The 25,436-nt window shown below is 64.0% G+C and carries 23 protein-coding genes; 12 read left to right on the top strand and 11 right to left on the bottom strand.

The window, feature by feature from the left end:
* Positions 1-111: 111 nt before the first annotated feature.
* Both VJ673_RS09490 and VJ673_RS09485 read right to left on the bottom strand, forming a co-directional pair.
* A complete protein-coding gene (locus tag VJ673_RS09490; RefSeq protein ID WP_324125837.1) occupies positions 112-1,413 on the bottom strand; it encodes a hypothetical protein in 1,302 nt (433 codons plus the stop codon).
* A complete protein-coding gene (locus VJ673_RS09485) occupies positions 1,385-4,156 on the bottom strand; it encodes a type VI secretion system Vgr family protein (RefSeq protein WP_324125836.1) in 2,772 nt (923 codons plus the stop codon). The genes VJ673_RS09490 and VJ673_RS09485 overlap by 29 nt, the downstream gene beginning before the upstream one ends.
* Before the next feature lie 275 nt (positions 4,157-4,431).
* On the opposite strand from VJ673_RS09485, the gene VJ673_RS09480 reads away from it, so the two are divergent.
* The gene (locus tag VJ673_RS09480) at positions 4,432-4,617 is read left to right on the top strand and encodes a hypothetical protein (RefSeq protein WP_324125835.1); all 186 of its coding nucleotides are present in this window, start codon (positions 4,432-4,434) and stop codon (positions 4,615-4,617) included.
* Between the two features lie 56 nt (positions 4,618-4,673).
* Here VJ673_RS09480 and VJ673_RS09475 read toward each other — a convergent pair whose 3' ends face one another.
* Both VJ673_RS09475 and VJ673_RS09470 read right to left on the bottom strand, forming a co-directional pair.
* Positions 4,674-5,180, bottom strand: coding sequence for an OsmC family protein (locus tag VJ673_RS09475; RefSeq protein ID WP_324125834.1), 507 nt, complete (start codon positions 5,178-5,180; stop codon positions 4,674-4,676).
* 53 nt (positions 5,181-5,233) lie between these two features.
* Positions 5,234-6,091 (bottom strand): PA4780 family RIO1-like protein kinase, encoded by an 858-nt coding sequence (locus VJ673_RS09470; RefSeq protein WP_324125833.1) that lies wholly within the window; start codon positions 6,089-6,091, stop codon positions 5,234-5,236.
* A 556-nt stretch (positions 6,092-6,647) separates the two neighbouring features.
* Between VJ673_RS09470 and VJ673_RS09465 the strand changes: the two genes are divergently transcribed.
* Positions 6,648-7,460, top strand: coding sequence for a DUF3025 domain-containing protein (locus VJ673_RS09465; protein WP_324125950.1), 813 nt, complete (start codon positions 6,648-6,650; stop codon positions 7,458-7,460).
* Here the strand turns inward: VJ673_RS09465 and folE are convergent.
* The 7 genes from folE to VJ673_RS09430 form a co-directional block, all read right to left on the bottom strand.
* Positions 7,457-8,089, bottom strand: a complete 633-nt coding sequence (gene folE, locus VJ673_RS09460) for a GTP cyclohydrolase I FolE (protein ID WP_324125832.1) — start codon at positions 8,087-8,089, stop codon at positions 7,457-7,459. The two genes, VJ673_RS09465 and folE, sit on opposite strands and share 4 nt — an antisense overlap.
* Positions 8,090-8,193: 104 nt before the next feature.
* Positions 8,194-9,273 (bottom strand): 4-hydroxyphenylpyruvate dioxygenase, encoded by a 1,080-nt coding sequence (hppD, locus tag VJ673_RS09455; protein ID WP_324125831.1) that lies wholly within the window; start codon positions 9,271-9,273, stop codon positions 8,194-8,196.
* 95 nt (positions 9,274-9,368) lie between these two features.
* Entirely contained in the window at positions 9,369-10,478 is a 1,110-nt protein-coding gene (locus VJ673_RS09450; protein ID WP_324125830.1) for an ABC transporter permease, read from the bottom strand.
* Positions 10,478-11,611, bottom strand: coding sequence for an ABC transporter permease (locus VJ673_RS09445; RefSeq protein WP_324125829.1), 1,134 nt, complete (start codon positions 11,609-11,611; stop codon positions 10,478-10,480). Before VJ673_RS09445 ends, VJ673_RS09450 begins: the two co-directional genes overlap by 1 nt.
* The gene (locus tag VJ673_RS09440) at positions 11,608-13,353 is read right to left on the bottom strand and encodes an ATP-binding cassette domain-containing protein (RefSeq protein WP_324125828.1); all 1,746 of its coding nucleotides are present in this window, start codon (positions 13,351-13,353) and stop codon (positions 11,608-11,610) included. Before VJ673_RS09440 ends, VJ673_RS09445 begins: the two co-directional genes overlap by 4 nt.
* Positions 13,353-14,375, bottom strand: coding sequence for an HlyD family secretion protein (locus VJ673_RS09435; protein ID WP_324125827.1), 1,023 nt, complete (start codon positions 14,373-14,375; stop codon positions 13,353-13,355). The genes VJ673_RS09440 and VJ673_RS09435 overlap by 1 nt, the downstream gene beginning before the upstream one ends.
* Positions 14,376-14,470: 95 nt before the next feature.
* Positions 14,471-15,100: a LysE family translocator gene (locus VJ673_RS09430; protein WP_324125826.1), complete on the bottom strand. Its 630-nt coding sequence runs from the start codon at positions 15,098-15,100 to the stop codon at positions 14,471-14,473.
* 286 nt (positions 15,101-15,386) lie between these two features.
* Here VJ673_RS09430 and VJ673_RS09425 point away from each other — a divergent pair, with 286 nt between their 5' ends.
* The 10 genes from VJ673_RS09425 to VJ673_RS09380 all read left to right on the top strand — a co-directional run bounded on the left by VJ673_RS09425 (position 15,387) and on the right by VJ673_RS09380 (position 25,432).
* A complete protein-coding gene (locus tag VJ673_RS09425) occupies positions 15,387-15,833 on the top strand; it encodes a disulfide bond formation protein B (RefSeq protein ID WP_324125825.1) in 447 nt (148 codons plus the stop codon).
* Between the two features lie 22 nt (positions 15,834-15,855).
* A complete protein-coding gene (locus VJ673_RS09420; RefSeq protein ID WP_324125824.1) occupies positions 15,856-16,488 on the top strand; it encodes a DsbA family protein in 633 nt (210 codons plus the stop codon).
* A gap of 86 nt (positions 16,489-16,574) precedes the next feature.
* Positions 16,575-16,928 (top strand): hypothetical protein, encoded by a 354-nt coding sequence (locus VJ673_RS09415; RefSeq protein ID WP_324125823.1) that lies wholly within the window; start codon positions 16,575-16,577, stop codon positions 16,926-16,928.
* A 449-nt stretch (positions 16,929-17,377) separates the two neighbouring features.
* Positions 17,378-18,391 (top strand): MoaF C-terminal domain-containing protein, encoded by a 1,014-nt coding sequence (locus VJ673_RS09410; RefSeq protein WP_324125822.1) that lies wholly within the window; start codon positions 17,378-17,380, stop codon positions 18,389-18,391.
* Between the two features lie 225 nt (positions 18,392-18,616).
* Positions 18,617-19,636, top strand: a complete 1,020-nt coding sequence (locus VJ673_RS09405; RefSeq protein WP_324125821.1) for a helix-turn-helix domain-containing protein — start codon at positions 18,617-18,619, stop codon at positions 19,634-19,636.
* A 175-nt stretch (positions 19,637-19,811) separates the two neighbouring features.
* Positions 19,812-21,275 carry a flavin monoamine oxidase family protein gene (locus VJ673_RS09400; RefSeq protein WP_324125820.1) on the top strand — a complete coding sequence of 488 codons (1,464 nt, stop codon included), beginning with the start codon at positions 19,812-19,814 and terminating at the stop codon, positions 21,273-21,275.
* A 9-nt stretch (positions 21,276-21,284) separates the two neighbouring features.
* Entirely contained in the window at positions 21,285-21,653 is a 369-nt protein-coding gene (locus VJ673_RS09395) for a c-type cytochrome (protein WP_324125819.1), read from the top strand.
* Positions 21,654-21,694: 41 nt separating this feature from the next.
* Positions 21,695-22,147: a nuclear transport factor 2 family protein gene (locus tag VJ673_RS09390; RefSeq protein ID WP_324125818.1), complete on the top strand. Its 453-nt coding sequence runs from the start codon at positions 21,695-21,697 to the stop codon at positions 22,145-22,147.
* A gap of 70 nt (positions 22,148-22,217) precedes the next feature.
* Positions 22,218-23,591 carry a DUF1329 domain-containing protein gene (locus VJ673_RS09385; protein WP_324125817.1) on the top strand — a complete coding sequence of 458 codons (1,374 nt, stop codon included), beginning with the start codon at positions 22,218-22,220 and terminating at the stop codon, positions 23,589-23,591.
* Positions 23,592-23,680: 89 nt separating this feature from the next.
* Positions 23,681-25,432, top strand: a complete 1,752-nt coding sequence (locus VJ673_RS09380) for a DUF1302 domain-containing protein (RefSeq protein ID WP_324125816.1) — start codon at positions 23,681-23,683, stop codon at positions 25,430-25,432.
* Positions 25,433-25,436 lie beyond the last annotated feature (4 nt).

Below are 25,436 nucleotides of genomic sequence, written 5' to 3'. Positions count from 1 at the left end.
CCCAGGGATTTTTCTCATCAGACACCTTGGACGGCGGCGAGGGGGCTTGAGCGAATGCGTTCGTGGCGAGAGCAAGGTACAAGGCAGTATGGGTAATGCAGCGTAGCAAAGTCATAGGATTCTTGGCTCGCGCACTGTGATATGCAAATGGTTCGCATGCAGTTGTTCATTTGATTTGCCTTTTCCATTCACATTCGGTCGCTGCATATTCGGCTCGGGCGGCTGATTGTCGTGTGTATTGAGATCCATGTACCACGGGTCAAAGAGCTGATTCACGTTGCCATCCCTGAGCAGGGACTCCCGAAAGTCCTTGACCGATCGGGGCTCGCCATTGCGAACCTCATCGACCCAGCGCCGTTGGGCCATGCCGGCCAGAAGTTGAGCCGTTTCAACTTCCGCCTTGGACGCACCTTGATTAAGCAATGCCGCGACCTTCTTTCTTGATGCTTCCAATTCAGTGAATAGGCTTTTCTCCTGGGTGCTGACGTTTGGCGTATGCACGGCCTTTGACTGTCGTAGCTCCTCACGGTTGAGCCTGATGTTGTCTACGTAATTAACATCCAGGCCCAGCCCAGCCCGGTGAGCAATGCTGCCCAGCAGGGGACGCCAGCACGAAGTAACGTTGAGGGACGTCGTGCCGTTTTCGACTGCTGCATGTAAGAGCGCCGCATAGCCGGCAGGATGCACGCGCGTCAGTCCGTCGCTCAAGAGCTCGTAATCGGTGATGTTGTCGCGCGGGTTCTCGGAGTCGGAGAACACGATCTTGACGCGGATAGCGCCCTTTCCAGGTGTGGCGGGAAGGTCGAGGATCAACGACGGATGCGCGAGCGGACCATAGATGCTTGCGACCGCTGTGCGGATTTCCGGCAGTGTGATGTTGGGCAATAGGCTAAGTGCCTCTGCCGACGTGTAGCGGTGTGAGACCTTCATCCAGATATTGCCGGTCAGGGGAGCCGTATATTCGTCGGTCCCTGCTTGCTGCGCGGAAGCGTTCACTAACGTTGGACGATCGCTGTCCTGATGCTTTCCTCCTTTTTCTTTGACCTTCACCACGATGTCGCGTTGGGTGGGCCTGACCGCATAGACCGGTGCAGTGCGGTAGGAGGGGTGGGCATCGCTATTGAGAAATAGCGAGACCGTCGAGCCGGCATCGACGACAACCTCGATCTTGCCGTTTCCGCCGGACACCTTCGCTGGCTTGTTAGCGTATACGGGCAGAACCTTCCCATTGACCGCCACGGCATAGGGAATCTTCAATTGTGCCGAGGTGGCTCGTGTATCGAAGATGTAGGTCACCTTGCGTTTCGGTGTCACCTGCAGCAGGTTAATGGGCGGATTGATCTGCGTCTGACCGTTTGCGAAAGTGTTTGTCGATGTCATTTTATCAGCAGCACTCGATATCTGAATCGTCACCCGCCTCACACGGTTCAGTGGTTACGTGTTCCCAATAGAGGCGGAGATTCTGCGGATCGGCCGTCGCGATTTGCTGCGTCAGCCCCTTTTTGTCCGTGATCCCGCGGAGGACGGTACCGTCGGCCAACTCGACGCGGTACGGTAGGTCTGGCATGGGCTGGCCGGTCATGCTATCGACGGCCTTGAATTGTTCGGTGTAGATCCTGGCTCTCGAATCCGGCAGCGCGCCCAGCTTCGTTTGGCCTTTCGCTGGGCCGATGAACGCATTCCCCGACCCCTTCACCGAAAAGGTCCCCGGACACGCAAAGGTGATATCGCCGCCTTCCAGTGTGACGCCAGATTGCCCGGCCTTTAGCGCGATACGCTCCTTGGCGGAGATGCGGATTTCGTCGTTCGAGCTGGTGATCGTCACCGAGTCGTCGGCGAGGATCTCCATCGCGTCGGTATGGGCCTGGAGGCTCAGCGTGCCTGCAGCGGCGATCACCTTGATGCCGCCGGAGTGGCTGAACCAGCTGGCGTCTTCGCCGACGGCGGCAGCGAGGGTGTGGCGGGCGGTGGCGTGCAGGTCGTGCTGCGCGGTCGAGTGGAAATGTCCGCCGGCAAAGGCGAGGGCGCTGGCGGGCGTGTTGAGGCCAATGTCGGCGGGGCTTTCGGCGAGGAGGAGCGGGTCGGCGAAGCGCTCGGTGGGGGCGCCCGGTTCGCGGCTCGCCGGGGCGGCCTTCGTCGCGGCTTGGCCGCCGACGCTGCCTTCGTACTTGCCGCGGTGTGCCGGATCGATCGTGTCGGCGAAAGCGCGCAGTTCGACGTTGGCGGCGAGCGCGCCGGCGCCCTGGGCGGCAGCGGCGTTCGACAGGGCTTCGGCGCTGCGCTCGGCGGTGCGCAGCCGCTCGACGGCCTCGGCCGCGTCCATCTGAGTGCTTGTCGCCAAGGGCCGGCTGGTCGCCGAAATGAGCAGGCCTTCGCCGGCCCTGACCGCGAGCCAGCCGTCGGTCCGCAGTTCGAAGCCTTCCCCGCGCGCTGCGCCGCGCGTGGAGCTTTGGGGCGATTGGTGAATGGCACGACCGAGCACCAGTTCGCTCGTGCCGTGGCTCGTTGAAATGCGGGTGCGCAACTGATCCGGCGTATCGTCGGCGACCCACTGGTTGTAGCCCGCTTCAAAGTTGTGGCTCATCCAGCCGGACAGGACGCCGGGATGGTTGGCGGCCGCGTCCACTCCCGCGCTGAACGGAGGGAGTTGTTCACCGTTGTAGAGCTGGCCGACAACGATCGGGCGGTCCATATCCGCGTCGAGAAAATCGACTAGCACTTCGGTGCCGATGCGCGGGACGAAACTCGTCCCCCAATTCGGCCCGGCGAGCCACTCGGCGACGCGAACCCAGGTGCCACTGGCGGCATTGCCCGGGGCGTTGCCGTCGGGCGAACGGCTATCCGCCGACGTCGGGGCGGCGAGACCACCGGGGTTGGGGGCGAGGCCGCGTTGCCAGTGAAACTGGATCTTGATGCGATGATCGCGGTCGGTGGTGAGCGGCGCCTCGGGGAGTCCGACGACGAGGGCGGTTTGCGGGGCCGCGACTGGTTTGACGCGGGGCAGGGGGACGACGGGCACGTCCGCCGGCTGAGCCACGAAGGCGTTGCGATAGGTGCCGGCCTCGACGTCCGGTGCGTCCAGCAGTGCCGCGACCTGAGCGCCGAGATTGTTGGCCCCGTGGTGCGTGACCGCGAGGCTGGCGAAGCGGCCCGGATCGGCCGAGTGCAGATCGTGCTGCGTAAGAGCGAAGGTGCGGCCGGCAGCAAGGGCACGGACCCGGCCTGTGCCTTCGAATTTCCGGTAGCGGGATTCGTGGGCGCTCAGTGCGAGGTCGGTCCGCAGGGTGGCGGCTGCGGCGTCTTCGAAGCGATAAGCATTTGACCCGTCGTAGATCTCCAGTGAAGGCAGTTCGCCGTTGTCCTGCGGGCTCGCCGCCGCGCTGGCGGTGGCGCCCACACGCTTGTAGTCCCATCCGCAGAGGGTGACCGCATTGGGGGCAGGCTGGCGAATCTCGTGCAGGGACTGGATGGTGTCGCTGCCTTCGGTGGCGTCGTTGCGATGAAAGCGGATGGTGGCCTGCGGGCAGGGCGGCAGGGTCGCATCGCGATCGACCAGGACCAACCGGTGCCGCGCGCGGCCCGAACCGTCGCCGGAGATGACATCCTGATCGTGCTCGAAATGGAAGGACAAGCCTTCGTCAGCGAGCACGCGCTGGAGGAATTCGAGATCGGACTCGCGATACTGCGTGAGGCGACTGTGACGCCGGAGCGGTTGCGTGACTTCACTGCGCCAATCGGCCGACGGGTAACGGGCGAAGATCGTTTCGGTCAGCGTGACCGCATCGACATCCTGGTAGAGGCGGCAGTCGCGCCGTTGGCGCAGAAAGGCGAGCCACGGCTCGATGACGAGGCGATAGCGGGCGAGGCCGCCATCGGCCCCCAACTGCATCGCCTCCGTGACGTAGCCGTGCCAGCGCCGCCCGCTCCCGTCGGCGAGCAGGAGACGCAAGGACACTTCTTCGCCAAGAAGCGGGTTGAGCGCGAGGTGCGCGTTGGTCGATACGCAATCGACTTCAAACCGGAACGGCTCCGACAGCGCTTCGCGTCCGCCGAAGCGCTCGACGACGAGGGCTGTGTCCGGCAGCGGGGTGGTCAGCTCCAGCAGACGGGCGTGCTGGGAGAGCAGCGTGTCGAACAGGTCGCGCAGGTCGATCATCGGTAGGCGGCAGAGGGGATTTTTCGAAGGATGCGAATTGCATCACATGAGGGGTGTGATCGCAAGTCGAATGGAATATATGAGGAAGGTGAGGGCCATGTCCCGCCTTTCCATGGCGTGCCGGGCAGGCCGGGCGGGCCAGATTTTCGTTGCGCCCCACGACATCCTCCACGTCGATGTCGAGCCGCTCGACGAGGCCGGGGTCGAGTAGATGCTTACCGCGGCTGTACGACGTGCTGCCGTTGCGGCACGTGGCAGGCGCCGGACCGAATCATTTGGACTACGAGAAGCTGCGGCTCGGGATGGTCTTGCGAGACAGGAATGCGCATTACCGGCTGCGCGACATTCAGCGCCGCCGCTTCACCGGCGCCGTCTCACAATGTGGCTTGGGGCCGGGCAGGGAGGCGATCATCGACGACGTCGTCAGCCGGCTGCCGGAGATGGCAGGGAACCCGCCGTGATCGACGGGATGCGCCGGTCGGCGGAACGTCTCCGCTGACCGGTAGGCGTAGCTGTCCTACGAGCGCTGGCGCGTCACGGCAAAGGCCGGCGGCTGTTTCAGTGTCTGGTAGACGACGCAGTAGCGTTCGGTAAGCCGTAGCAGTGTGTCGAGCTGTTCTTCGCTGGCGTCGGTGTCGAGTTCGAAAGTCAGGCGGATCTGCTGGAAACCGACCGGCACATCCTTCGCCAGTCCGAGCGTGCCGCGGAAGTCGAGGTCGCCCTCGGCCTTCAGCTTCGCATCGCGCAGCTCGATCCCGAGCGCGGTGGCGACGGCATTGAGCGTGACGCCGGCGCAGGCGACGAGCGCTTCGAGCAGCATGTCGCCCGAGCAGGCGGCGAGCCCCGTTCCGCCGGTCGCCGGGTGCAGGCCGGCCTCGACCAGCGCCTTGCCGGTTTCGATGCGGCAGCTCACGCCGTCGCCGATCCGGCCCTGGGCCTTCAGCGTGATCAGGGCAGTTTCTGGCTCCTGTCGGTAGCGGTCCTTGAGCGGTGCCTGGATCTCGCGCAATTCGTCGCTTTTCATCGTCGGTCTCCTCGCGTTTTTGTCGGTTCGATTAGGGTTCGGCGCCCGGTCAGTTACTCAGCGGCATCGACTCCCGCCATGCGCGCCCGCCGGGCGGCATCTTCGGCACGGGCCGCTTCGATGACCTGCATGACTTCATCCAGGTCGGCGAGCTTCTCGTCACGCTTGAACTGTCCGGTCAATTCGATATCCGGGTGCAGGCTGCCGGACTCGTAGAGCGACCAGATTTCCTTGCCGTAATCGGTCGCCAGAAGCTCCGGCGCGAACTGGCCGAAATAGGCGGCGAGGTTGTCGACGTCCCGCTCCAGCATGCGGCTGGCGTTGTTGTTGGCCGCGGCGTCGATTGCCTGCGGCAGATCGATGATCACGGGTCCGTCCGCATCGACCAGGATGTTGTATTCGGACAAGTCGCCGTGGACGATGCCCGCGCACAGCATGCGCACCACCTGCCGCACCAGAAAGGCGTGGTGACGACGTGCATCGTCTTCGCTCATCGCGATGTCGTTGAGCCGCGGCGCCGGTTCGCCGTCGGCGTCGGCCACCAGTTCCATCAGCAGCACGCCTTCGTGGAAATTGTATGGCGTCGGCACGCGCACGCCGGCCGCGGCGAGGCGATACAGCGCGTCGACCTCGGCACTTTGCCAGGCCGCCTCCTGCTCCTGCCGACCGTAGCGCGAACCCTTGGCCATCGCGCGCGCCTGCCGGCTGTTCTTGACCTTGCGGCCTTCGGTGTAGTCGACCGCCTGGCGGAAGGCGCGCTTGTTGGCCTCCTTGTAGACCTTGGCGCAGCGCACTTCGTCGCCGCACTCGACGACGAAGACCATCGCCTCCTTGCCGCTCATCAACTGACGCGTGACGCGGTCGACGAGGCCGTCAGTGACCAGCGGCTCGATTCTGCTTGGCGTCTTCATGCCTTCGGTGAGCTCCTGTGCAACTTCGCGTAGCCCGTGAACGGTGCATTGGCCTGGCGCAGTTTCGGGGGGAACACCCGCATCATCGCGGGCGCAACCGCGCAGTTTACACCCTTACGGCGTCGAACCACGATTTGCGTCGTGGCCTGCGATCAGCGCGAGGGTAGGAAGAAAAAGCCCGCTTTCGCGGGCCGAATCTCCGATTTCACTCTGAGGTTAAGTGCGCTCTTGCGTGCCCCCAGCGCCGCTCACCCGTTCAGTCGGAATTGCACCGGTGTGAGTGGACAATGTGAAGTTCGAACGGGAGTGTGCGCATGTGTCTGCAATAGATAGGGCAGAGCGAAGGACGTATTGTCGTTCTCCAGCTGCGCAACCAGGCTGCAGATAAGGCCGGCAGGCATGTCCACAGCAAGTGTGGATAACTCGACGGATAAGTCCGTAGAGACGGTCTTAAAAGGCCGCCGCCGCAGGGAAATCTCTCCGTGCCTCAAAATGAGGCGATTAGCGGTTCCCCGACGACGTGGGACAGGTCGCGGCGCTGGTATCCTTGATCCCCATGATCAGCATCGATGTCGCGCCGGCAGCATTCGCATCCCGTCCGCTCTTCGAACCGATTGCGGGCCTGCTGGCGCGCTTCAAGTCGGCGCACTTGCCCGATGTCGATGCGCTGAATTGCCTGTTTGACGAAGTCGCTCCCGCCGCGAGCTCCGGCGCGGGGAAGCGCGTCCGTTTCGTGATCCCGCGCGACGAGGAGCCGGCCTACGAGGAACGGATCTTTGCCACGGGCGAAGTCCCGACCCGTCCCGACGACTGGCACGACTTCTTCAACGCGATGGCGTGGTGCGTCTGGCCGCGCGCCAAGGCGACGTGCAACGCGCTGCACCTCGCGCAGATCGCGGCGCGTCGGGAGGCGGAGCTTCCCGGCCGCGGTTCGTGTCGCGATGCGCTCACGCAGTTCGACGAGTGCGGCATCGTGGTCGTGTCGGCGAGCCCGCAGATCCCGGCCTTGCTGGTCGGTCATCGTTGGGAAGACGTGTTCTGGGAGCGAAGGGCCGAACTGCAGGAGACGACCCGCTTCCTCGTCTTCGGCCACGGCAGCTGGGACCAGCTGCGGCACCCCTTCTTCGGCCTTTGCGCGAAGGCGATCTACCGTAGCGTCGATAGCGATTGGCTGGCGCTTTCGCCGGATGACCAGCAGGCGGAGGCCGACCGCTGGCTCGCGGGCCATCTGCACGAGCAGACAGCACAAAACTTCTCACCTCGCCGGCTGGCGCCCTTGCCGCTGCTTGGGATTCCCGATGTAACGCCCGACAACGCCGAGCGCGGGTATTACCGGGACACGCGCCAGTTCCGGCCGCGGCGGGGCTAGGTGTTGGACAGCGTTCCGCCGCCGGTCATCCCGACAATGCCGAGAAATTCGCGGCGCGTCGACGGGTCGTCGCGGAAGGCGCCCAGCATGCGGCTCGTGACGAGGCCCGCGCCGGGCTTATGCACGCCGCGCGTCGTCATGCACTGATGCGCCGCCTCGATGACGACCGCAACGCCCTTGGGCTGCAGTACGCTCTGCAGCGTGTCGGCGATCTGCACCGTCATTTTCTCCTGGATCTGCAGCCGCTTCGCATAGACCTCGACGAGCCGCGCGAGCTTGGAGATGCCGACGACGCGGTGGTTCGGCAGATAACCGATGTGGGCCTTGCCGATGATCGGCACCATGTGGTGCTCGCAATGGCTCTCGAAGCGGATGTCGTTCATCACGATCATCTCGTCGTAGCCTTCGACTTCGGAGAAGGTCGTCGCGAGGATTTCCGCCGGGTTCTGCAGGTAGCCGGAGAAGAATTCCTCGTAGGCGCGGACGACGCGCCCGGGTGTGTCGAGCAGGCCTTCGCGCTCGGGGTCGTCGCCGGCCCAGCGGATCAGCGTGCGCACCGCTTCCTCGGCGTCGCTGCGCGCCGGTCGTGGTGTGAAGGGATCCGGTTGTGAGTTCTTTGCGTTTGCCATGGAAGCCTCGCAGACAGTAGGTTCATCGGGATCGGGCCGTCTGGAACTCGGGCAGCCGCACGATCTCTGACGGTTCGAACCGCGGCGAGGCTCCCGCGTTCCGCTCAGCTCTCGGTTTTCAGCACGCCGCGGCGGATCTGATCGCGTTCGAGCGACTCGAACAGCGCCTTGAAATTGCCCTCGCCGAAGCCTTCGTCGCCCTTTCGCTGGATGAATTCGAAGAACACCGGCCCGAGCACGCATTCCGAGAAGATCTGCAGCAGCAGCCGACGTTTGCCGCCTTCGGTCGTGCCGTCGAGCAGGATCGCGCGCGACTGCAGCGCGGCCGCGTCTTCGCCGTGCCCGGGCAGGCGCTCGTCGAGCATTTCGTAGTAGGTGGCAGGCGGTGCGGTCATCAGCGGCACGTCGGCCGCGCGCAACTTGTCGACGGTCGCCAGCAGGTCGTCGGTGAGCAGCGCCACGTGCTGAATGCCTTCGCCATTGAAGCGCATCAGGAACTCCTCGATCTGGCCGCTGCCCTGGGAGGACTCCTCGTTGAGCGGGATGCGGATCTTGCCGTCGGGGGCGGTCATCGCCTTCGAGGTCAGCCCCGTGTATTCGCCCTTGATGTCGAAGTAGCGAATCTCGCGGAAGTTGAAGAGGCGCTCGTAGAAGCCTGCCCAGTAGCTCATGCGGCCGCGGTAGACGTTGTGCGTCAGGTGGTCGATGAGCTTCAGCCCGTGGCCGGCGGGGTGGCGGTCGACGCCTTCGACGAAGCGGAAGTCGATGTCGTAGATGGATTCGCCGTCCTTGAAGCGGTCGATCAGGTAGAGCGGCGCGCCGCCGATGCCCTTGATCGCCGGCAGGCGCAGCTCCATCGGGCCGGTCGGAATGTCCACGGGTTGCGCACCGAGTTCGAGCGCGCGGCGGTAGGCGAGGTGCGAGTCGCGCACGCGGAAGGCCATGCCGCAGGCCGAGGGGCCGTGTTCGGCGGCGAAATAGGCGCCGATGCTCTTCGGCTCGCTGTTGATGATGAAGTTGATCTTCCCCTGGCGATAGAGGACGACGTCCTTCGAGCGGTGCTTGGCGACGAGCGTAAAGCCCATCGCCTCGAACAGCGGTTCGAGGACGTTCGGCGTGGGCGATGCGAACTCGACGAACTCGAAGCCCGTCAGGCCCATCGGGTTTTCGAAGAGGTCGGCCATGGCAGTGCTCCCCGATTGCGTTGATGGAAGTGTCGACGTCATCGGCGCGTGGCAGTTCGACCGATCGGAGGCGAACCAGAAGGCGGTGCGAGCGGCTAGTACATGCGGTGCCGGAACAGCCAGCCTGCCAGGAGCATCGTGCCCGCGCCGATCAGGGCCATCGGCCAGAACTGGTCGAGCAGGATGTCGAAGCCCGCCCCTTCGAGGAAGACCTTGCGCAGGATGATCAGGAAGTAGCGCAGCGGATCGAGGTAGGTGAAGAGCTGCACGAGCTGCGGCATGTTGGCGATCGGCGTCGCGAAGCCCGACAGGATGACGGCCGGGACCATGAACAGGAAGGCGCCCAGCAGGCCTTGTTGCTGGGTGGCCGAGAGGGCCGAAATCAGCAGGCCGGTGCCGACGCCGGAGAGCAGGAACAGGATCAGCCCGCCGTAGAACACCGACAGGCGACCCATGAAGGGCACTTCGAACCACTGGGTCGCGATCAGCAGGATCACCGTCGCCTGGATGATGCCGATCACGAGGCCGGGCACGGTCTTGCCGATGAGGATTTCGGCGGGCCGCAGCGGGGTGACGAGAAGCTGGTCGAAGGTGCCTTGCTCGCGTTCGCGCGCGACGGTCAGCGCCGTCACGAGCATCGTCACCATCAGGGTCAGCATGCCGATGATGCCGGGGATGAAGAACCAGCGGCTCTCGAGGTTCGGGTTGAACCAGTCACGGACCTCGATGCGTGCCGGCGGCCCGCGCAGACCTCGCGCGGCGATCCAGTCGTCGTTGAAGCGGTCGACGACGCTGCGTACGTAATTGAGCGCGATCATCGCCGTGTTCGAGTTGCGGCCGTCGATGATGACCTGCAAGGGGGCAGGGCGGCCGGCCTCCAGGTCGGCGCCGAAGCGCGGCCCGAGGTGGATCGTCACGAGCACGTCGCGCGCGTCGACGAGAGGCGCGATTTCGGCTTCGGACCGGATCTCGGCCACCTGACGGAAGCTGGGGGCGCCGGTGAAACGCGCCATCAGCTCGCGCGAGGTGACGCCGCGGTCCTCGTTGTAGACGGCGTAATGGATCTGCTTGAGGTCGAAGCTCGCGGCGTAGCCGAACACGAGCAACTGGATCAGCGGCGGCACGATGAGCACCGTGCGGCTCTTCGGGTCCTTGAGCAGCGCCAGGAACTCCTTGTGGATGAGGGCGAGAATGCGTTGCAGCATCAATCGAGCCGCTTTCGGGAATTGCGCCAGGTGACCGTCAAAAAGATCGCCGCCATCACGATGAGCGCCAGCGCGTTGGGAACGATCACCGACCACACGTTGCCGGCGAGGAAGAGGGTCTGCACGATCGAGACGAAATAGCGGGCCACGATGAGGTGCGTGATCGCCTGCACCACGGGAGGCATGCTGCCGATGTCGAAAATGAAGCCCGAGAGCAGGAAGGCCGGGAGGAAGGTGGCGATGATGGCGATCTGTCCGGCGACGAACTGGTTGCGGGCGAGCGTCGAGATCGTCAGCCCCATGCCCAGCGCGGCGAGCAGGAAAAGGCTCGAACACAGCCACAGGACCCAGAACGAGCCGCGCAAGGGCACCTCGAAGACCCACACCGCGAGCCCGACGGTCAGCAGCATCCCGCCGGTGCCGAGGATGAAGTAGGCCGCGAGCTTGCCCACTAGCACTTCCGTCATGCTGACCGGCGTCACCATCAGCCCTTCCATCGTCCCGCGCTCCCACTCGCGGGCCATGACCAGGGCCGTGAGCAGGGCGCCGATCAGCGTCATGATGATGGCCACGAGCCCCGGCACGAGGTAATTGCGACTGCGCAGCTCGCTGTTGAACCAGATCCGCGGACGCAGATCGACAGGCATCTCCAGCTCTTCGCCGCGTGCGGCCGCGAGGCTACCCAGCCAGCTTCCCCATGCGCCCTTGACGTAGCCCTCCACGAGACGGGCGGTGTTCGCATCGACCCCGTCGACGACGAGCTGGATCGGCGCCCCTTCGGTCTGGCGCATCCGGCGCGAGAAATCCGCCCGCAGGCGGACAACGGCCCTGATCTCGCCGGCCCGCAGCGCCTGCTCGGCCATGGGCATCGAATCCGCAATCCGGGTCGCGAAATAGTGGGAGCCCTGCAGCGTGGCAAGGAAGTCGGCACTGTCCTGCGAAGGGGCTTCGGCGACCACGGCGATCGGAACGTGGTCCGCGTCCAGCGAGACGCCGAAGCCGAACAGCATCAGCAGGAAGATCGGCATCAGGAAGGCAATCGCGATGCTGCTCGGATCGCGCATGATCTGCAGGAACTCCTTGCGGACCAGACCGCTGACGCGCATTGCGGCGCCGCCCCGCTCCGCGCTCATGCGGCCTCCTTGGAGGACGAGGCCTCGATGAGCTCGATGAAGGCATCCTCGAGACTGGGCTCGGGGTGCTGCGGGCTTCTCGCGTGGGCCTTGATCGCCGCGGGCTCGTCGGTCGCGAGGATGCGGCCCGCAGCCATGATCGCCAGCCGATCGCAGTATTCGGCTTCCTCCATGAAATGGGTGGTCACGAGCACCGTCACGCCCTGACGGGCCAGCGCGTTGATGCGTTGCCAGAACTCGCGTCGCGCGAGCGGATCGACGCCCGAGGTCGGCTCGTCGAGAAAGAGGATCTCGGGCCGGTGCATCAGCGCGCAGGCCATTGCGAGACGCTGCTTGTAGCCGAGCGGCAAGTCGCCGCTGATCTGGTCGGCGGTCGTGCCGAGCGCAAACTCTTCGAGCGCCCAGGCGATACGTTCCGCGCGGGCGGCACCAGTGAGGCCGTAGGCGCTGGCGAAGAACTCGAGGTTCTGGGCGACGCTGAGGTTCGCGTACAGCGAGAACTTCTGCGACATGTAGCCGATGCGTGCGCGGGCCGCGGAAGCCGCGCGGCGAAGGTCGAGCCCGGCGACCTCCAACTGCCCGGCACTCGCCGGCAGCAGGCCGCAGAGCATGCGGAAGGTCGTCGTCTTGCCGGCGCCGTTGGCGCCCAGCAGGCCGAAGATCTCGCCGCGGCGGATCTCGAAATCGACGCCATCCACGGCCCAGAAATTGCCGAAGCGGCGCTTCGCCCCCTTGACCCGAATGACGGGCTCGTCGCCGTTGGAGCGCTCTTGCGGCACGGTGCCGTTGATGTGCGGCGAACGGACGCGCCCGTCCTGGCCGCCGCGCAGCAGGTCGATGAAACAGTCCTCGAAGCGCGGCGGCACCTCGCGCGCGACAGTGCCGGGTACTTCCGCAATCGCCTGCGGCAGGGCAGTGCCGGTCGTCACGACCCGCACATGCTCCCCTTGGACGAGCGCGTCCACGATGCCCGCTTGGCCGTCCAGTTCGGACTGCAGGTCCCGGTGGTGCGTGCCCGGTCGCGACACGGCCCAGGTGCGTCCCTTCATCCGCGCACTCATTGACGCGGGCGGGCCTTGTTCGAGCACCTTCCCGTCGTGGAGAAGGATCACCTCGGCGCAACGCTCGGCTTCGTCGAGGTAGGCCGTGGAGAGCAGCACGCTCATGCCTTCGTTTTGCACGAGCCGATCCAGGATGGCCCATAGCTCGCGGCGCGACACCGGGTCGACGCCCACCGTCGGCTCGTCGAGAAGCAGCAGACGTGGCGCGCGCACGAGGGTGCAGGCGAGGCCGAGCTTCTGTTTCATGCCGCCCGAGAGCTGGCCGGCGAGGCGCTGGGTGAATCTCGCGAGGCCGGTCATATGCATCAGTTCCGCGTAGCGTTCGGCGCGCGCCGGCGGCGGGATGCCTTGCAGGTCGGCGTAGAGATCGAGGTTCTCCTGGACCGTCAGATCCTCGTAGAGGCCGAAGCGTTGAGGCATGTAGCCGAGCGCCGCCTGAACCTTCAGCGCATCGCGCGTCGAGTCGAGCCCGAGCGCACTGACCTGCCCGGCGTCGGGAACGAGCAGGCCGGCCGCGAGCCGCATGAAGGTGGTCTTGCCGGCGCCGTCCGGGCCGATCAGCCCGGTGACGGATCCGGCGGCCACGCGCAGGCTGACCCCATCGAGGGCGGTTACGACACGGCCGCCGGCGCGGAAGGACTTGCGCAGATCCTCGGCAGCAAGGACGGCGTCGGCGGGCATCACTGGCCCTTCGCGCAGGGTCTCCCCTCGGGGGGCGGCTGGTCGTAGTCGACGGTCACCGTCACCGGCATGCCCTGACGCAGCTCCTCCTTGCCGTCGCACACGAACACGCGCGCCTGATAGACGAGGCTGGTGCGCAGTTCCGGCGTCTCGACGTTCTTCGGCGTGAATTCGGCCGTCGGCGAGACGAAACCGACCCAGCCCTCGTACTTGCGGTCTGGGTGGCTGTCGGTGGTGATTGTGGCGCGGGCGCTCGCGGGGACGCGGCCCAGGGCTTTCTCGGGGAGATAGACGCGGGCCCAGACTGGGTCCGTCAATGCCATCGTGAGCACGGTTTTTTGCGGCGAGGCCATGTCCCCGGGCTGCAAGACACGGTTTTCGATCACGCCGTCGTCGGAAGCGTACAGATCGCCTTCGGCGATGTCGTGCATCAGGCCCGCAATCGCCGCGTCCTGAGCGGTGAGGGTTGCTTGGGCCGTGACCAGGTCCTCCTTGCGCGGACCGAGGACCGCGAGCCGGTAGGCTTCCTCGGCCGCTTTCACCCGCTGCAGGGCGCCATCCAGCGCGTTCTTCGCGCTATCGGCCTGTTGCTGGGAAACGAAGTGCCTGGCGACCAGATCTAGCTGGCGCTCGTGGAACTGGCGGGCGTCGTGGGCGGCGGCCTGGGCAGCGTCGCGTTCGGCGGCCGCCCGCCTGATCTCCTCGGGACGCGAACCCGTCTTGAGTTTCGCGACCTGGCTGCGCTGGGCCTCGGCAAGCGCCTTCGCCTGGTCGAGGGCGAGCCCGGTGCGGGTGGTGTCGAGCTTCGCGAGCAGCTGTCCCTTGAGCACCCGGTCGCCTTCATGAACGACCACCTGCTCAATGCGACCGCTGGCGTTGAAGGCGAGATTGACCTCGCGGATATCGACGTTCCCGTGGAGCACCAGGGCGCTTTCTTTTTCGGGATGGTCCCGCCGCGCCAACCAGACGGCGCCGGCGAGCGCAACGAGGACGACGGGTATCGCAAGCAGCTTCTTGTTCATTCTGGATTCTTCTTCTCGCGGATCCGTGACCCGGCGGCGAACATGACGGACAGCTCATGCCAATGGTACGCCCCGGGCATCCCGTCGGGAAGTCGCTACTGGCTGGATGCGAGCTTCGCCCCGAAGCCGAGCAGCATCACGCCCGCGATGCCGTCGAGGCTGCGCGCGACGCGAGGCTGCGCCAACCACAGGCGCGCCCGGTTTACGAGCACGACGAGCAGCCCCTGCCAGACGTTTGCGATGGTGAAGTGCAGACCCGCCATGAACAGCGATTGGCCCAGCGGCGATTGCGCCGGGTCGATGAACTGAGGCAGGAAGGCCATGTAGAAGACGATCGGCTTCGGGTTGAGCACGTTCGACAGGAAGCCTTCGCGCAAGGACACCCAGGGGCTGACCGCCTTGGCCGCCACGTCGGGAATGTTCATGCCCTTGGCTTGCCACGCCGACTTCAGACTCTGAAAGCCCAGCCAGGCCAGATAAAGCGCGCCGGCGAGCTTCAGCGCGATGAAGGCCTGGGCCGAGCCGAGCAGGATCACCGACAAGCCCGCCGCGGAAATCGTCGCGTGGACGAAGAGACCGCAGCAGATGCCGAAGCTCGTCAGGAAGCCATCGCGCCAGCCACCGCGAGCCGCGTTACGGATCACCATGAAGGTGTCGACTCCCGGCGTCATCGTCAGCAGGGTGATCGCAAGCAGGAAGGGGATCCACTGGAAGTGCTCTAGCATTGCTCGGCTCCGGATAGCTTGGGTTGCAGCTTACGAATGTTCGCACTGCGACTGCGTCGGCGTCGAGTACGTCGTCGCACGCCTTGCATGCCAGCGCGAAAAGCCCGGCCATGCGTGCCTTCCCGGCCAGCGCGCATTCCTTGTTGCGACGTCCGCCACTCGTCATTTTTATGCGAATGGCCGCTCAACCTGGATGGCATCTCCGGCCCTGTCGCCACGACAAGGTCAAGTTGGTATAGTCCGCGCCGCCGGCGTGGCGAGCAAGAACGCGAAAAGGGGAGGAATGATGACTGAAGCGGCAGGCGGATTCGGAGAGCAGCGAGCCTGGGGTCTGGTGTTTGCGGCCTGGCTGATCGCCACGGTCTCCACGCTCGGTGCCTTGTTCTTCGGCGAGGTCATGCATCTGCCCACCTGTGTTCTGTGCTGGTACCAGCGGATCTTCATGTTCCCGCTTGCACTGATCCTGCCGCTCGGCCTGTTTCCTTTCGACCGCAAAGTGATCCGCTACGGACTGGTCCTGGCCGTCCCCGGCGCACTCGTGGCGCTGTTTCATCAACTGCTTGTTGCGGGCGTCGTGCCAGAGAGCATCAAGCCCTGCGTGCAAGGCGTGCCCTGTTCGCAGACGGTGATTTCCTGGTTCGGTTTCCTGACCATTCCGCTGCTGTCGGTCGTGGCGTTCTCTGTCGTCGTCGCACTGCTGGCGGCAGCCCAATTGCGGAGTTCTAATGAATAAGAAGACGGTTTTCCTGGCAAGCTTGACGGCGCTCGTGCTCGCTTTCATCGGAGCTGTGTGGTTCTACTCGGCGCAGCAGGAAAAGACGGCGGCAGACCGTGCCGCGGCGAATATGGCCTCGCTCATGCGCGACCATGCGCCCACCCTCGGCCCTGCCGACGCCCCGGTCGTGATCGTCGAATTCCTGGACCCCGCCTGCGAAACCTGCCGCGAGTTCTATCCGCTCGTAAAGCAGATGATGGCGGCGAATCCCGACAGGATCAGGCTCGTGATGCGCTACGCGCCCTTCCACAACGGGTCGGATAAAGTCGTTGCCGTTCTCGAAGCCGCACGGCGTCAGGGAAAGCTTTGGCCCGCGCTCGAGACGTTGTTCGCATCGCAAGAACAATGGGTCGTCCAGCACACGGCTCGCGTCGACTTCGCCTGGAAAGCCATCGAGGGTCTGGGCCTCAACATGGAGCAAATGGCGTTCGACGTGACCGACCCGCAGATCGCCCGGCTGATCGAGCAAGATCTGGCGGACGCCCGGACCTTGAACGTGACGCAGACGCCCGAGTTCTTCGTCAATGGGAAGCCGCTGCCGAGCTTCGGTGCGGAGCAGCTCAAGAAACTTGTGGACGACGCACTCGCCAGCAGTACCGCTCACCGTAAGTAAGCAAAGTCTTGCCCCGCGGGAGCCGAAAAGCGCCACGCCACGCGACCGCTGCCGGCTCTCCTGTCTTCGGGAAGGAGCCGGTCGGTTTGAAGAACGTCGACCAGAACGCCCGCTCCCCGGCCAAAGCGCAGCCCGAGGCGGATCGCGGCCGCTTCCATGCGCTAATTTGCCGGCGGCAGCGCCTCGATTGGCAGGCCGCTGGCCGCCCAAACGGTGACGCCGTCGGTGATTTTGAAGGCGGTGTAGCCTCGCGTCCGGAGGAGTTTCACGGCCTCGTCGGACATCAGGCAGAACGGCCCCCGGCCATAGGCGATGGCGCGATCCCGTGGCAACTCGGCCAGCGCCTCTCCAACAAGCGGCAGGGACCGGGCATTGGCAGATGGCCGGCGGCGAACTCGCTGTCGGGCCGCACATCGATGACGATCACCTCGCCGCGCTGAGCCTTGGCCAGCACCGACTCATCCAGAACTGCGAGGCGAGCCGGAAGGAGATGCGGGATTCCGTCCCGATCCGCGCGCCGATATGTTTTGCTGCGATGCAGCACGAATTTCCTGCTGATAGCGGATACCGCTCCCTGACCTTGTCTCTTTAGTCTCCTCATCACGACTCGCCGACGAGCGAGCGACAAGAATGGGCTGATGCATCCAAGCGAGAGCCCCGATAGAGGAGACAAAATTCAATGGGCAAGCCATTTCTCGGCCGGTCGACCGATGTCGGCGGCAGCGCTGCGACGGCTTCGAATGCCGGAGCCAGACGAAATTTTCTCGAGGTCGCGCCCGCGGCCGCGGCAGGCAGCGGCAAACCGGACCTTGTTTGTCATCTCTGGCGACTTTGCCGGTGTGACGGCCGCGCGTGAACTGACTCATGCCGGTGCATAGGCGCTGTCGAGTTGGGCGGCACCCGGGTGCATTGCGGGGATCTTTCACCCTTACAAAATTTCAACGCTGAAAGTGAGCGAACAATGAGAGTGCTTAAATTAATTCTTCGGGCGATGCTGGTTATGGCAGGTGCTTCTGCCGGAATGGCAGGTGCGGCCGTCGATAATCCAAATGAAATGGCCAATGAGTACATTACCATTGGAGACATGGCCAAAGGTTTTAGTGAATACAATCTGCCGCAAATAAACTCACTGAGCGGAAAGAAGATAACGCTCTATTTTGGCGACGGCGAAGGCGGTTTTGCAGTTGAACACGATTTTGTCAGCGATAGAGTTCTGCAATGGAAGGTGATCGCCGGGCCGGAGAAGGGAGCCTCCGGCTACAGTGAGTATATCGCCACGAACCCGAAAGACGGTTATTACTATGTGGAATTTATTACGGGATCCAACCAAGCGAAGATGGTGGCCCTTGTACTGGATACAAGGCGCAGTATTGCAACCGCGGTGCTAGGACATTTCCCGAAAGAAAAGGATGACCAGCTGTCGATGTATCAGCGTTCATCAAAAAAATTGCCTCTCGCTGCTTCTCGCGTACAAATCCTAAATGCCAGCATTGGGGTGCCAATGAGCAAGAACACTGCGCGCCACGACCTTGACAGCAAGGATTTGGTCGGGAAACGTAAGCTTTACCAATACAGTGCGAATGATGCCTATGAGCACATCTATCACGACAACAACAATTTCTCATGGCATTGCGTATCTGGCAATGAAAAAGGGTTGGCGGATACGGACTACTCCAGAATCATAAAATTTGAAGATAATTTCTATATGATTGTCTGGGTGGAGAAGGTCATGCATGTCGTGTCGGCGATCACGTTGAATTTTGACACCATGCGCAGCAGCGGCGCGATGGCTTCATTTTCGGAATGGGATTATGGGGAAGTTGTAAATGTTTCTTCTGGAGCGATCATCAAGAACCTTCCGGGTGTTACCTCAAAGGATCTCGAACTGCCAGGAAAGAAATAGGGCTGGGTGTATAGATCAAGTATCCATATGACACCGGCCCCGAGCCGGTGTTGTTGTATGCGCTTTGGTCAGGATGGTGCTGCGGGGATGCGACTCCGCCGTCGAGTTGTTGGGATTGCAGAGAGGAGCAGCCTCTAGAATGGGTTGTTGCGCGGTGCGTGTTGGGCGTACGATGGATCTGTTTTTCCCTTCAGTCCTGATTCGCCGACGTTATTCGCAACAACGATGAACGTACAGGTCTCTTCAACTACTTTGTCCCCCGGCGGGCTTCGTCTTGCCCACGTCGAGGACGTGACTGAATTCGGGGCGGGGTTGGAGGCTTGGAACGTCGTCTACGAGCAACTTTCGCCCGGGCGCTTCGAAGGGCAGATCAGGGAGATCTGGATCGACGAGGGCCTCGAGATCTTGCGGGAGGCCGGCAGTCGATCGGTCTGGACCTCCGGTTGCAACATCGACGGTGTGGTGTCCTTCGGTGCGCCGATTGCGAACGGCGGCGCGGGCCTTTACTACGGCGTGCCTCTAGACGACGGTGCGGTGACCTACCTTCCCGGTGGCGGAGAGTTCGAAATCTTCTGTCGTGGCACCATGGACATGGTGTCGGCCACGATATCCGAGCAGTTGCTGCAAGGCTTTGCTTCGGCCGATTCGCCACAGCTCTCGGAGAAGCTTTTCCGTCAGCCCTTGATCCGTCAGCGGCCGCAGGAGGCCGCGAGATTTCGTCGTGCGCTCACGGAAATCGTTCAAGCTGTCGAACGCCACCCCGACCTGCTTAGCATCGAGGCGAGCCGGAAGGCGATGCGCGACTGTGTACTCGCGATCGCGGTTGAAACGCTCGATCCAGGTACGCGGAAGCTCGCCTGGAGCCTTCATCCGAGCGCCAAGGCGTGGATTGTGCGTTCCGTGCGCGAATATGCGCTCGATCACCCGCAGGACCCGCTCAATATCGCCGACTTGTGCCAGTTGTTCCGTGTCTCTCGACGCTCGCTCCAGTACGCCTTTGAGGATCTCACCGGGATGGGCGCTGTGCAGTTCCTTCGCAACGTTCGCCTGAATGCAGTGCGTCGTGAGATTCGGCGTCTCGCCAAGAACTCCTCCGAATCGATCGCAAATATCGCTGCGCGTTGGGGATTCTGGCACTTGCCCCGTTTCGCCGAATACTACCGTGCCTTGTTCGGTGAACTGCCTTCTGAAACGCGACAGCGCGATTACGGGTGCAATCTGATCAGGCCCACTGCCGACGATTGATAGCGTGATGCGGCTCAAGGATTGCTGCGACGCAGCATCAATTTTGTGCCGATAGCGGATACCTCCATCTGAACGTCCCTCTTTAGTCTCCTCATCACGACTCGCCAACGAGCGAGCGACAAAAACGGGCTGATGCGCATCCATGCGCGAGTCCCGATAGAGGAGACAAAATTCGATGGGCAAGCCATTTTTCGGCCGTCCGACCGACGTCGACGGTAGTCCCGCATCGGCTTCGAACGCCGGATCCAGACGGAATTTCTTCAAGGTCGCGTCCGCGGCCGCAGCGGGTTCGCTGTTGCCCGTTGGCAGCTCGGTCGCAGCGACAACAGGCGGCAAGCCGGACGTGGTCGTCATTGGCGGGGGCTTTGCAGGTGTCACGGCGGCCCGCGAGCTCGCACATGCCGGAGCCCGCGTGCTGTTGCTCGAAGCGCGCAACCGGCTCGGCGGCCGAACGTTCTACACCCGCTTCGGCGACAAGAAAGTGGAGCTGGGCGGCACCTGGGTGCATTGGTCGCAGCCGCACGTGTGGGCCGAGATCATGCGCTACAACCTGGATCTCGCCGAAACGCCGGGAGCCGCCAATCCGCAGCGCGTGATGTGGATGTCCGGCGGCAAGGTCCAGGAGGTGCCGATCGACGAGAGCCTGAAGCTTCTCGTCGACGCGAACAACCGCTTCCATGAAGGCTCCGAAAAGGTCTTCGCGCGGCCTTACCTGCCTTACCTGTCGGAAGAGGGCGCGAAGCTCGACGGCATGTCGATCGCGGACCGCATGAAGCAGCTCGATCTGCCGCCGCTGCGGCGCGACCTGCTCGGCGGCCTGATGGCGACGAACTGCCACAACCGCACGGGCGAAGGCGCGTACACCGAAATGCTGCGCTGGTGGACGCTCGCCGATCGCGATCTGATGCGGCTATTCGATGCCTGTGCGCACTACAAGCTGAAGGACGGGACCTCGGGGCTGATCGAGCGCATGGTCGCGGACGGGGGCTTCGAGGTGCGCCTGTCGACGGCGGTGTCCGAAGTGAAGCAGAGCAGCACCGGGGTCAGCATTACGACGGAGTCGGGTGAAAGGATCGATACCCGCTTCGTCGTGATGGCGGTGCCGGTGAACACGGTGAACGCCATCGACTTCCAGCCGGCATTGCTCGCGGGCAAGCAGGCGATGGCGCGCGAGCATCATGCCGGGGCCGGTCACAAGGTGTACATCAAGGTCAAGGGCGAGCTGGGCTCGGTGATGATGCTGGCCCCGGACTCGGAGCCCTTGAACCTCATCTTCACCGATCACGAAGGCAAGGATGGCGGCACGCTGATCGGCTTCGGCGTCCCGGCCGCGCAAGGTTTCGACGTCCACGACCCGAAATCCGTCGAGCCCTTCATCCGCAAGTTCCTGCCCGACGTCTCGGTCACCGATGTCCTGGCCTACGACTGGCACCTCGACCCGTACTCGCTCGGCACGTGGTGCACCTACAAGCCGCGGCAGTTCAGCCGCTACATGCACGACCTCAGGGCGCGGGAGGAGCGTCTCTTCTTTGCGGGCTCCGACATCGCCTCCGGATGGCGCGGTTTCATCGACGGCGCGATCGAATCCGGCTTGCAAGTGGCGCAAAGCGTCGCGGCCGCGCTGCGCCAGAACGCGTGAGGGGGTCACATGAAGGCAAGAGCAATTTCCCGTGCCGTACTGGCGCTTCTCGCGCTGAGTGGCGCATCGGCAGTCTGGGCGCAGGCGGCCTCAGGCGTGTTTGCACAATGCGTCGCGTGTCACACGGTTGAAAAGGGTGCGGCCCACGCGGTCGGTCCCAACCTGAACGGCGTGTTCGGCAGTCCTGTCGCCGGCGCAGCGGGCTACGTGTACTCGAAGGCCCTGCGCAACCTCGGCGGCGTCTGGACCGAGGAGACGCTGCACCGATGGCTCGAAGCGCCGCAGGCGTACGCCCCCGGCACCAAGATGGCCTTCGCCGGCCTGAAGGATCCGGCGGCCCGCCAGGAAGTCATCGACGCGCTGAAGGGGCTGCATTGATGGCCCGCCTCGAATCCCGCACATCCAAGGAGAGACTCAGCATGAAGAGCAGGACCATCGCCGCAATGTTCGCGGCGTTCAGCGTGGCAACCGGCGCGCACGCAGCCGGTCAGCAGGACTTCGGCAAGGCGGTGGAGCAGCGTTACCGCGCGGTCGAAGGGACGATCAAGGCGCGCGACGGCGCCCGTTGGCTGACGGAGTTCTACAGCCCCGAAGCGGTCGTCGTCGGCGAAGGCTCGAAGGAGGCGCTGCGCGGGCATGACGCGCTGCGGCCGGTCGTGAACGGCATCGTGAAGGACACCCGTAGTTGCACGATCCGGCCGGACGCTGCGCGCCAGGCATCGGCCGACCTCGGCTATTCCTTCGTCACCTACCAGTGCAGTCCCGCCGACGCCGCGGCGGCGGACTATCAGGTGCGCGCCCTGTTCGTGTGGAAGAAGACCCCGGCCGGTTGGCGCGTCGTCGCCGAGAGCTACACGATGGGCAGCATGTAAGCCCGACTCGCGGGCGCCAAGGCGTCCGACCAAAACGACAAGTACGCACGAAGATGCGGAGGAGACAAAGATGAACCGATTCAACACCCTGAGTGCGCTCACGCTGGCCTTGCTGGCGAGTGGCGCGATTGCAGCGACGCAGGACGCCGAGCACCTCGGCAAGGACCTGACCCCGCTGGGCGGCGACAAGGCCGCCAACAAGGACAACGCGATTCCCGCCTGGCAGGACGGCGGCGCCCTCAACCCCGGCTGGACCTACGGCAAACCGCGCGTGCAGTTCTTCAAGTATCGCGACGACAAGCCGCTTTTCACGATCGACGCGTCGAACGCCGAGAAATATGCCGACAAGCTCAGCGAAGGACAGCATGCCCTGCTGAAGACGCTGAAGAACTACCGGCTCGACGTCTATCCGACCCGCCGCCACTGCTCGGCGCCGGACTTTGTCCAGGAGAACACGAAGAAGAACGCCGCTGCAGCGAAGATCGGCAGCGACGGCTGGAGCCTGGCCGAGGCGATGGTCCCCGGGGTTCCGTTCCCGGTGCCGAAGAGCGGCATCGAGGTATTGTGGAACGCCAAGATGAAGTACGCGGGCGTGGGCGTCACGATGCCTTCGCAATGGACGATGCTGTCGCCGCGCGCGAGCGGTGGCGACTGGATCGAGGCCAAATCGACGCAGAGCTACTACTACCCGTGGGGCCGTAAAGGCTCGCACAAGCTCTCTGAGCTGCCGCCCGTCGAATACAACACCTATTTCGCCTACGCATCGCCAACGGCATTGGCCGGCCAGGCGTTGCTCGTGACCTCCTACACCAGCAAGGCGAGCGACACCTTCTACTACTTCCCCGGTCAGCGCCGCGTCCGCCGCATGCCCAGCTATGCCTATGACGCCCCGCAGATCGGCTTCGAAAACCAGTACACGATGGACGAGCCGCGCGTCTTCAACGGCACCGCGGACCGCTTCGACTGGAAGCTCGTCGGCAAGAAGGAGATGTACGTCGCGTACAACGCCTTCGGCATGTACGACCCTGCCGCGGATCGTCGCAAGGTCGTCACGCCCGACGGCGTCGATTCGAAGGCGACGCGCTACGAGCTGCACCGCGTGTGGGTCGTCGAGGCCACGGTGAAGGAGGGCGTGCGCCACGTCGCGCCGAAGCGCCGCTTCTATGTCGATGAAGACTCGTGGGGCTTGATGGCCGCGGAGGACTACGACGCGCAAGGCAAGCTCTGGAAGGTCCGCGAGAGCTTCCTGATCCCGGTCGCCGAAACCGGCGCCTGCGACAACCCCGCCTTTGTCCAGTACGACCTTGCCTCGGGGCGCGTGCTGTACGACCAGGCATCGCTCGGGGCCGGCCAGGACATGATGTGGGCGACCGAGCCGAACGATCCCAAGTACCGCGACGACTTCTACACGCCGGATAACCTCCGCGCGATCAGCGACCGCTGACTCTTCCGCCTTTAGGGGCAATTCCGACATTCCTCCGCAGCGACTGGGGCAAGGGCCGCAGTCGCCGGGGATCCTTTCGAGGAAGAAAGATGAGCATGCAACTGAAGCGCACGGTGTCGAGCCTCGCCCTGGCGAGCCTCTGTGCCCCGGCGGCGCACGCCTTCCAGTTCGAGACCGGTTCCATCAAGGGATCTTTCGATTCGACCCTGACGCTCGGCTTCGGCCAGCGCGTCGAAAGCCAGCGTTGCGACCACATCGGCGACCCATCCACGGGCTGTGGCGCACGGGCCAACACCGTGCAGTGGGGCAACGCCGACGACGGCAACCTGAACTACAACAAGGGCGATTTCTTCACGACCCACCTGAAGGGCTCGCACGAACTGCTGCTGAGCTTCCCCGACGAGTGGAAGTTTATGGGGCGCGTCGGTTGGCTCTACGACTTCGTCGCGGACGACACCCAGCGCACCGATCTCGACAGCGAGGCGAAACGCGCGGTCGGGCGCTATGCGCGCCTCTATGACTTCTGGGTCAGCAAGGAATTCAACGTCGGCGACCAGCGGGGGAGGGTGCGCCTCGGCAACCAGGTCGTGAGCTGGGGCGAGAGCCTCTTCATGGTCGGCGGCATCAATTCCAACGTCGCGATGGACCTGCAGCGGCTGTCCTCGCCCGGCGTGCAGTTGAAGGAGGCCTTTCTGCCGTCTCCGATGGTGAGCGTCGCGAGCGGTCTCGGCCGTGGTGTGAACTTGGAGGCCTACTACCAGTTTCAGTGGAAACAGTACGAGTTCCCGCCGTCGGGCACCTACTTCTCGATGGGCGACACCTTCGACAAGGGACGCGACAATCTGCTGTATTTCACGCCGGATGCCGCGAGCCGCATCCGTACCCCCGGCGATCCGCTCTTTGGTCAGTCGCTGCAGGCGGCACGGGCAGGGATGCTCGCTTCCGGCGAGGCGATGCGCGTCGGGAAGGACATCGACCCGCGGAACGGCGGCCAGTACGGCGTGTCGCTGAAGATCCGGCCCGAGGGCTGGGACACCGACTTCGGCGTGTATTACCAGCGCTTCCACGACAAGACGCCGAACTTCCAGTACTGGAACGCGCAGAACACGACCAAGGTGTACTTCCTTGAGGATCGCGAGCTGTATGGCCTCAGCGCGAACACGTCGATCGGGAACTGGGCGGTCGGCGCGGAGCTGTCCTATCGCCCGAAGGACGCCGTGTCGACGAGTGTCTGTCTCGACCCGGCCACCGGGGGGCTGGCGGCCGTCGACCAATGCAACGGGTCGATCGACAAGGAACGCTATCAGTTCCATCTGACCGGCATCCTCAGCCTCACGCCGAGCGACCACGGGTGGTTCCTCGATCTCGTCGGCGCGCAGACCGGCACCTTTCTCGGCGAGGCGGTCGCGATCGCCTATCCCGGTGTGAATTCGAACAAGGTCTTCACCCGCAGCCGCAATGGCGTGACGTATCAGCAGTTGCCGGCGGCGGGGGCGTGGACCTACCTCGACTCCAACGGCGCCTTCAAGGGTGTCGGCGACGAGTTGTCCTGGGGCTACATGTTCGATTTCAGCCTGACCTACGACAGCACGCTGATTCCCGGCTGGCAGGTGATCCCCGGCGTATTCCTGTCGCATGCGGTGAAGGGCAATACCCCGAACTTCATGGCGAATTGGATGGAAGGCGCGAAGTCGGCGAACTTCTACGTGTTGTTCAACCGCAATCCGGCGACCTGGCAGGCGGGCATCGACTACACGAAGTTCTGGGGCGGCGACATGCCGGTCAGCTCTCCCTTCCGCGACCGCGACTTCATCGGTGGCTTCATTTCGCGAAATTTCTGACGAC

Source organism: Aromatoleum sp., assembly GCF_035254505.1.
GTDB lineage: Bacteria > Pseudomonadota > Gammaproteobacteria > Burkholderiales > Rhodocyclaceae > Aromatoleum.
The sequence above is the reverse complement of the archived record's forward strand: the minus strand, read 5'-3'. Positions and strand labels throughout refer to the sequence as shown.